6 protein-coding genes and 1 tRNA gene are annotated in these 6,570 nt (G+C 71.6%); 6 read left to right on the forward strand and 1 reads right to left on the reverse strand.

The window, feature by feature from the left end; genetic code table 11:
• Window positions 1–65 precede the first annotated feature (65 nt).
• From LJE69_RS17095 to LJE69_RS17120, 6 genes are all read left to right on the forward strand, one after another.
• Window positions 66–1,952: a long-chain fatty acid--CoA ligase gene (locus LJE69_RS17095; protein WP_296927237.1), complete on the forward strand. Its 1,887-nt coding sequence runs from the start codon at window positions 66–68 to the stop codon at window positions 1,950–1,952.
• A 236-nt stretch (window positions 1,953–2,188) separates the two neighbouring features.
• Window positions 2,189–2,262: transfer RNA gene (locus LJE69_RS17100), tRNA-Gly, on the forward strand.
• A complete protein-coding gene (locus LJE69_RS17105; protein ID WP_296927238.1) occupies window positions 2,235–2,588 on the forward strand; it encodes a DUF2007 domain-containing protein in 354 nt (117 codons plus the stop codon). The genes LJE69_RS17100 and LJE69_RS17105 overlap by 28 nt, the downstream gene beginning before the upstream one ends.
• Entirely contained in the window at window positions 2,585–4,663 is a 2,079-nt protein-coding gene (locus LJE69_RS17110) for an AsmA-like C-terminal region-containing protein (protein WP_296927239.1), read from the forward strand. The genes LJE69_RS17105 and LJE69_RS17110 overlap by 4 nt, the downstream gene beginning before the upstream one ends.
• Before the next feature lie 24 nt (window positions 4,664–4,687).
• Entirely contained in the window at window positions 4,688–5,908 is a 1,221-nt protein-coding gene (gene mutY, locus LJE69_RS17115; protein ID WP_296927240.1) for an A/G-specific adenine glycosylase, read from the forward strand.
• Complete coding sequence (locus LJE69_RS17120; protein ID WP_296927241.1) at window positions 5,905–6,183, forward strand: oxidative damage protection protein; 279 nt, start codon at window positions 5,905–5,907, stop codon at window positions 6,181–6,183. The genes mutY and LJE69_RS17120 overlap by 4 nt, the downstream gene beginning before the upstream one ends.
• A gap of 58 nt (window positions 6,184–6,241) precedes the next feature.
• On the opposite strand, the gene LJE69_RS17125 is transcribed toward LJE69_RS17120, so the two are convergent.
• A partial coding sequence (locus tag LJE69_RS17125) for a hypothetical protein (RefSeq protein ID WP_296927242.1) occupies window positions 6,242–6,570 on the reverse strand: 329 nt, incomplete at its 5' end.

Genomic DNA, 6,570 nt, shown 5'->3' on the forward strand with positions numbered 1-6,570 from the left:
CCTGGGCATCAAAACGCACGGCGCCGCAGGCCCGCGGCCACCACGAGAACGATGAGGACGGACGCTTGATGACCTGGTCCGAGGATCTGATCCCGGTCGAGCGCGCGCGCACGCTCGACGGGCTGTTTCATCACCGGGTGCGCCGCTCACCGGAGCGCATCGCTTACCGCTGGTTCGACCGCGCAGCATCGCAATGGTGCGCGCTGACCTGGCGCGAGACGGCAGCCGAGGTGGAACGCTGGCGCAACGCCCTGGCCGCCGAGGGCCTGCAACCGGGCGACCGGGTCGCGATCCTGCTGCGCAACTGTCCGGAGTGGGTCATTATCGACCAGGCGGCGCTGTCGCTGGGGCTGGTGACGGTGCCGCTTTACACCGACGACCGCGCCGACAACGCCGCCTATATCCTACAGGATGCCGCGGTCAGCCTCCTGTTCATCCAGGACGCCAACCGCTGGCGCCGGCTCGCCCCGGTCATTGGCGATGAGCCCTGGCCGCAACGGGTGGTGATCGTCGACGGACGCGACGGCGCCCGCGCATACGCTGCACAGGACCCGCGCGCCGTCGCCGCCTCGGACTGGCTGGCGCAGCCAGCGCGCACAAGCCATTCCCAAACCGATCCCCAAACCGATCCTCAAGCCCATTTCAAGACCGACCCGGAGCGTGCGGCCGAGCGCCCGCAGCGCGACGGTGACCCGCATGCCCTGGCCACCATCGTCTACACGTCCGGCACCACCGGCCGGCCCAAGGGTGTGATGCTGAGCCATAACAACATCCTCAGCAATGCCCATGGCGCGCTGACCGTGGTGGATGTGTACCAGCAGGACGTGTTTCTCTCCTTCCTGCCCCTGTCGCACACCCTGGAGCGCACCGCCAGCTATTTCCTGCCGATGTTGACGGGCTCGGAGGTGGCCTATGCCCGGTCGGTGAATCAACTGGCGGACGACATGAAGACCATCCGCCCCACCGCCATCATCGCCGTGCCGCGGGTATTCGAGCGCATCTATCAGCGCATCAACGACCAGCTGCAAGGCCGCTCGGCACTGGCCCGGCGGCTGTTCCGGCTCGCCGTGAACGTCGGCTGGACCCGCTTCGAGTACAACGAGGGCCGCCGCCGCTGGCACCCGAAGCTGCTGCTCTGGCCGCTGTTGCAGCGCAAGGTGGCGACGCCCGTGCTGGAGCGCCTGGGCGGGCGCATGCGCGCGGCGGTCAGCGGCGGTGCGGCCATGCCGTTCGACGTCGCGCGCGTGTTCATCGGCCTCGGCGTGCCCCTGGTGCAGGGCTACGGCCTCACCGAGACCAGCCCCGTCATCGCCGTGAACCCCTTGCGCGACAACCGCCCGAAGAGCGTCGGCAGGCTGCTGCGCGGCATCCGCGCGCGCATCGGCCCCGATGCGGAGCTGCAGGTGAAGGGGCCCTGCAACATGCTCGGCTACTGGAACAACCACGCCGCCACGGCAAGGGTCATCGATGCCGACGGCTGGCTGCACACCGGCGATCAGGCGCGCCTGGAGGACGGCTACCTGTACATCACCGGGCGCATCAAGGACATCCTGGTGCTGTCCAATGGCGAGAAGGTACCGCCGGCCGACATGGAAATGGCCCTCGGCCTGGACCCACTGTTCGAGCAGGTGCTGGTAGTGGGGGAGGGCCGCTCCTACCTCGCCGCGCTGGTGGTGCTGAACGCCGACCTTTGGCCCGGCCTGGCCCGCGAGTACGGGCTCCGACCCGACGCCCCGGCGAGCCTTGAAGACCCCGATCTGCACAAGGAAATGCTCCGGCGCATGCGCGATGCCCTGGCGGACTTCCCGGGCTACGCCAAGATCCGTCGCGTGAGCCTGACCCTGGAGCCCTGGACGGTCGAGAACGGGCTGCAGACGCCGACGATGAAGATCAAGCGGAGCAAGGTGTTGGAGCGGTATCGGGAGGCGGTAAATGGCATGTACGAGGGGTAGATGACCGAGGGCCGAGCGCCGAGCGGCAGGGTGTAGGTCGGGCCGACGCCAGGAGGCCCGACGCGGCACCGACGACCAAGCCGAGCTGCGAGGAGAAAGGGGGCCGGCAGCAGAATCGACTTCGATGCCGATGCCGATGCCGATGCCGATGCCGATGCCGATGCCGATGGGCTGCATGCGGGGCGTGCGACGCGCTTGCGGTCGCCGCGGCCGCGGCCCTACAATCGTTGTCTCACGCGGGTGTAGTTCAATGGTAGAACCTCAGCTTCCCAAGCTGATGACGTGGGTTCGATTCCCATCACCCGCTCCAACCCTCCCGCCGCCATGCAGCGTCTCTATCAGGCCGGTGACCGCATCGAGGCCCAGCTGCTGAGCGACTTTCTGCACCGGCACCTGGTGGAGAACGCCATCTTCGGCGACTACCTGTCCGGTGCCATCGGCGAGCTCCCGGCCAATATCTACCCGAGCATCTGGATCGTGCACGATCGAGACCTGTCCCGCGCCCGGGATCTCCTGCGGCGCTTTCTGGACGACGGCCGCCGTGAGCCAGCCCCGTCTTGGGTTTGCCGCAACTGCGGCGAGCTGGTGGACGGCAGCTTCGACCTGTGCTGGCACTGCGGTAGCGAGCGTCCATGAGCCGCGGCCGGCGCATCCGCCTGGCCGCGCTGGTCGCGGCGGCCGTCGCGCTCCCGTTGCTGGCGCTGCTGGTGGCCGCGCCCATGCTGGTGGACCGCGCTGCCCTCGCACGCAGGGTAGAAGCGGAGATGACCGCGGCCGTCGGCCTGCCGGTGCGCGTGGACGGCATCACCGCGCTTGGACTGCTGCCGACGCCGCACGCCGAGCTCGGCCCGCTGCGGGTGCTGCCGCGAGGCGCCGCGGGCAAAGGCCGAGCATCCGCGCCGCTGGTGGTCGCGCAGACCCTGCGGCTGGAGCTGGCATGGCCGGCGCTCTTGCTCGGCTACGTCGAGCCCGTGGTGCTGCGTGCGCAAGGGGTGGAACTGGACTGGCGCCCGGGCACCACGGCGGCGGCGCGCTGGCTCGCGGCGCTGGCCGTGCCGGCGCCGCGGGTGCGGAACGCCACCGTCACCCTGGACTATCCGCCCGGCGCCAAGCGCTTGCGCTGGCCGTTGATGGGCGGCGCGAGCACCGGCGCGCCGGTCGGTCCGTTGCTCGAGCAGCGGCCGGGTCCGCTGCGCATCGCCGCCAGTCTGCCGCTGCGGCGGGTGCGGCCGCGGCTCGCCGGCAACCTCGACCTCAGTGCCCGGGCGGACCTGACCGAGCTCCCCGTGCTCACCATCGCCCCGCTGCAACTGACCGGCCGCGACCTCGACATCGGCGAGCTGCACGGGCTGGCCCTGACCCTCAGCGCGGCGCAGGCCCGTCGCAACGCCGAAGGCCGTTGGCGGCTGCGCAAGCTGGCGCTGCGCTCCGGTGACCTGCGCATCGATGGCAACCTGGACCTTTACCAGACCGAAGGCGACCGCCTTGCAGGGGAGGGCCGGCTGGCGCTGGCACCGCTCGACCTCCGCGCCTGGCTCGCGCAGCACCGCGAGCAGTCCCTGCCTGGCCAGCCGCAGACGCTGCGCTGCATCGCTGCCGATGGCGTGTTTCGTCTCGCGGAGGGCCTGCTGATCATCGCGCCGGCGCAGTTGCGCGCGGATACCACCCGCGCCGGTGCGGCGGCGACGGTCAGCCTCGGCCCGCTGCCCGGGGCCGCGGTCGTGATGCGGCTCGACCAGTTGGATCTCGATCCATACCTGACGCCGGCGGCGCCGGCCGCGGCTGCGGTGGCCGATGCCCAGCCATGCGGCGCGCTGGCGGACGCCGCGCCGGCCGCGCCCAAGCCGCCGGCGCCGCCGGCAGACGACACCGAGCTGTGGCTCGATCTTGGCGCTGACCTGCTGCGCGTCGGCGCACTCGCCTATGGCAACCTCGCCGTCGTGGCCGCGCAAACCGGCTCCCGCGCCGGCGCCGACATCAGTGCGGCCGCTTTCTACGGCGGCACGCTGAGCGCCCGCGTCGAGCAGACGCTGCACAGCGGCGCACCCCCGCGCCAGGTGCTGCGGGCAGAGGTGCGGCGCGCCGACCTGGGCGCGCTGCTGGCGGACCTTCAGGGCACCCCGCAGGTCACCGGCACCGCGGACCTGACGGCCGACCTCGCCGCCACCGGCGCCGACCAGGCACTGATCCGCCGCGACCTGTCCGGCACGCTGCGCTTCGATCTGCGCGATGGCCGGCTTGCGGCGCTGGATCAGGGCGCGGCCAACTTCGGCCCGCTGCTCTCCGCGGTCGGCCTGCCGGTGACGGCGGACGCCTTCGCCTTCTCGCGGCTCCAGGCGGGTGCCCAAGGTCAGCATGGCGTGTTTACCGTCGCCGACCTCGACGGCCGCGCGCGGCTGTTCCGGCTCGGCGGCGGTGGCCGCGTCGACGTGGGTGCCGAGACCCTTGACCTCGCCCTGACAGCCACCCTGGTGCAGCCGCCGGACGCAGCGGACCTGAAGGACCTCGCCGGCATCGAGGTGCCCATTCGCATCAAGGGCGACCTGGCCGCGCCCAAGGTGAGCGCGAACCTCGCCCCCGCCCTCGCCGAGGTCGCCCGGCGCAGCGTCCGCCGCCACTTGGGCAACGACGGCAACGTCCTCAAGCAGCTCGAAGAGTCCACTGGCGTCAAGGGCCTGGAGCAGGGCCTGCGCAATCTGTTCGGCCGCTGAGCACCCACCCGAGCCTGCCCCGGCATGAATCACCCGGCGCGGAAGCCACAGGACCCGCAAGCGGAGCTGCTGGCCGACCTCCCTGCCGAGCCCTGGCGGCCGGCGAACTTCGCGGCCGCCCTGCTCGGTTGGTTCGACATCCACGGCCGCAAGGACCTGCCCTGGCAGCGGCCGGCGTCGCCCTATCGCGTCTGGGTGTCGGAGATCATGCTGCAGCAGACCCAGGTTGCCGTGGTGATCCCCTACTTCGAGCGCTTCATGGCGCGCTTCCCGGGCGTCGCCGACTTGGCGACGGCGGACCTGGACGCGGTGCTGCACCTGTGGTCCGGGCTCGGCTATTACGCCCGCGCCCGCAACCTGCACCGGGCGGCACGCATGGTGATGGATCAGCACGGCGGCGCGCTGCCGGCGGACATGGACGCGCTGACCGCGCTGCCCGGCATCGGCCGCTCCACGGCGGGCGCCATCCGCTCACTGGCCCACGGCCAGCGCGAGCCCATTCTCGACGGCAACTGCAAGCGGGTGTTGGCGCGCTGCTTCGCGGTGCCCGGCTGGCCGGGCCGGAGCGCAGTGCTGAGCGCCCTGTGGCGGCTGGCGGACGCGCTGACCCCCGCCGAGCGTGCCGGCGCCTACAACCAGGCCATGATGGACTTGGGCGCGACACTGTGCACCCGTGCGGCGCCGGCCTGTGCGCGCTGCCCGCTGGCGGTGCGCTGCATCGCGCTGGGGCAGGGGGCGCAGCATGCGTATCCGGCGCCGAAGCCGAAGCGCGACAACCCGGTGCGGCGCACCCGGCTGGTGCTGGCGACGACCCCGGACGGCCGGCTGCTGCTGGAGCGGCGCGCCCCCGCCGGCGTCTGGGGCGGGCTCTGGGTGCCGCCGGCGCTGGCGGACGCCGAGCTGGATCGACCCTGGGCAGCGGCGGTCGCGGACTGGTGCTGGCAGCGGCTCGGCACGGAGCTTGTCGAGATCGGCACGCGGCTTGAAATGCTGCCGCCCCGCAGGCATTCCTTCACCCACTTTCACCTAGACATCGAGGCGGCGCTGCTGCGCCTGCCGTGCGCCCCGGCACGGGTGGCCGACAGCGCCGCGGCGGCCTGGGTGGAGCCGTCCGCGCCGGGCGACCTCGGCTTGCCGGCACCCATCCGTCGCCTGCTGGACGAGGCCGCCGCGCGGCTCGCACAAGGCGCCGAGTCAGAGCGCCGTCCGGGCACAAAATTTCACGACAACGGAGAACCCACATGACGCGAATGGTCAACTGCGTGAAGCTCGGCCGCGAGGCCGAGGGACTGGCGCGCCAGCCCTATCCCGGCGAGCTGGGCAAGCGCGTGTTCGAGAACGTCTCCAAGCAGGCCTGGGGCGACTGGCTCAAGCACCAGACCATGCTCATCAACGAGAACCGCCTGAGCCCGATGGACCCGAAGGCGCGCAAGTTTCTCGAAGAGCAGATGGAGCAGTACTTCTTCGGCGAAGGCGCCGCGATGCCCGAGGGCTACGTGCCGCCGAAGGAGCCGTCCTGACGCCAGCCCGCGAACGCGTTCGTGCCGGCCGCTCGTGGGAGCGGCGTCCCCGCCGCGATCACCCCCCGAGCTGCCGCTGAATGTCCGCCAACCGCTCGTCGATGTCCTGCACCAGGCTGCGCGGGAAGCGGACGTACTGCGCGACGCGGCCGGGGCGGTGCGGGCGGCGGGCGCGCACCAGGCGGATCTCCCGGGCGCCCTCGGTGTGGCGGTCGCGGATTACGTTCATGCGGTCGAGCCACAGATCCATGGCCTCCAGTTGCAGCTCCCGCTCGGGGTGGTCCAGCTCGCCGATGATGCTCACGAGGTAGTCCTGAATGTTGGCGAGGCCGCGGCGGGCGTCGGCGAGGTCGCGCTCGGTCTCCTCGATGTCAGCCTCCAGGCGGT

The organism is Thiohalocapsa sp. (assembly GCF_022340605.1).
In the GTDB taxonomy this organism is placed as follows: Bacteria; Pseudomonadota; Gammaproteobacteria; order Chromatiales; family Chromatiaceae; genus Thiohalocapsa.

Bases quoted from the DNA above. Each gene is read 5' to 3' on its own strand.
- LJE69_RS17110 (WP_296927239.1), top strand. From the start codon at position 2,585: ATGAGCCGCGGCCGGCGCATCCGCCTGGCCGCGCTGGTCGCGGCGGCC.
- mutY (WP_296927240.1), top strand. From the start codon at position 4,688: ATGAATCACCCGGCGCGGAAGCCACAGGACCCGCAAGCGGAGCTGCTG.
- LJE69_RS17120 (WP_296927241.1), top strand. From the start codon at position 5,905: ATGACGCGAATGGTCAACTGCGTGAAGCTCGGCCGCGAGGCCGAGGGA.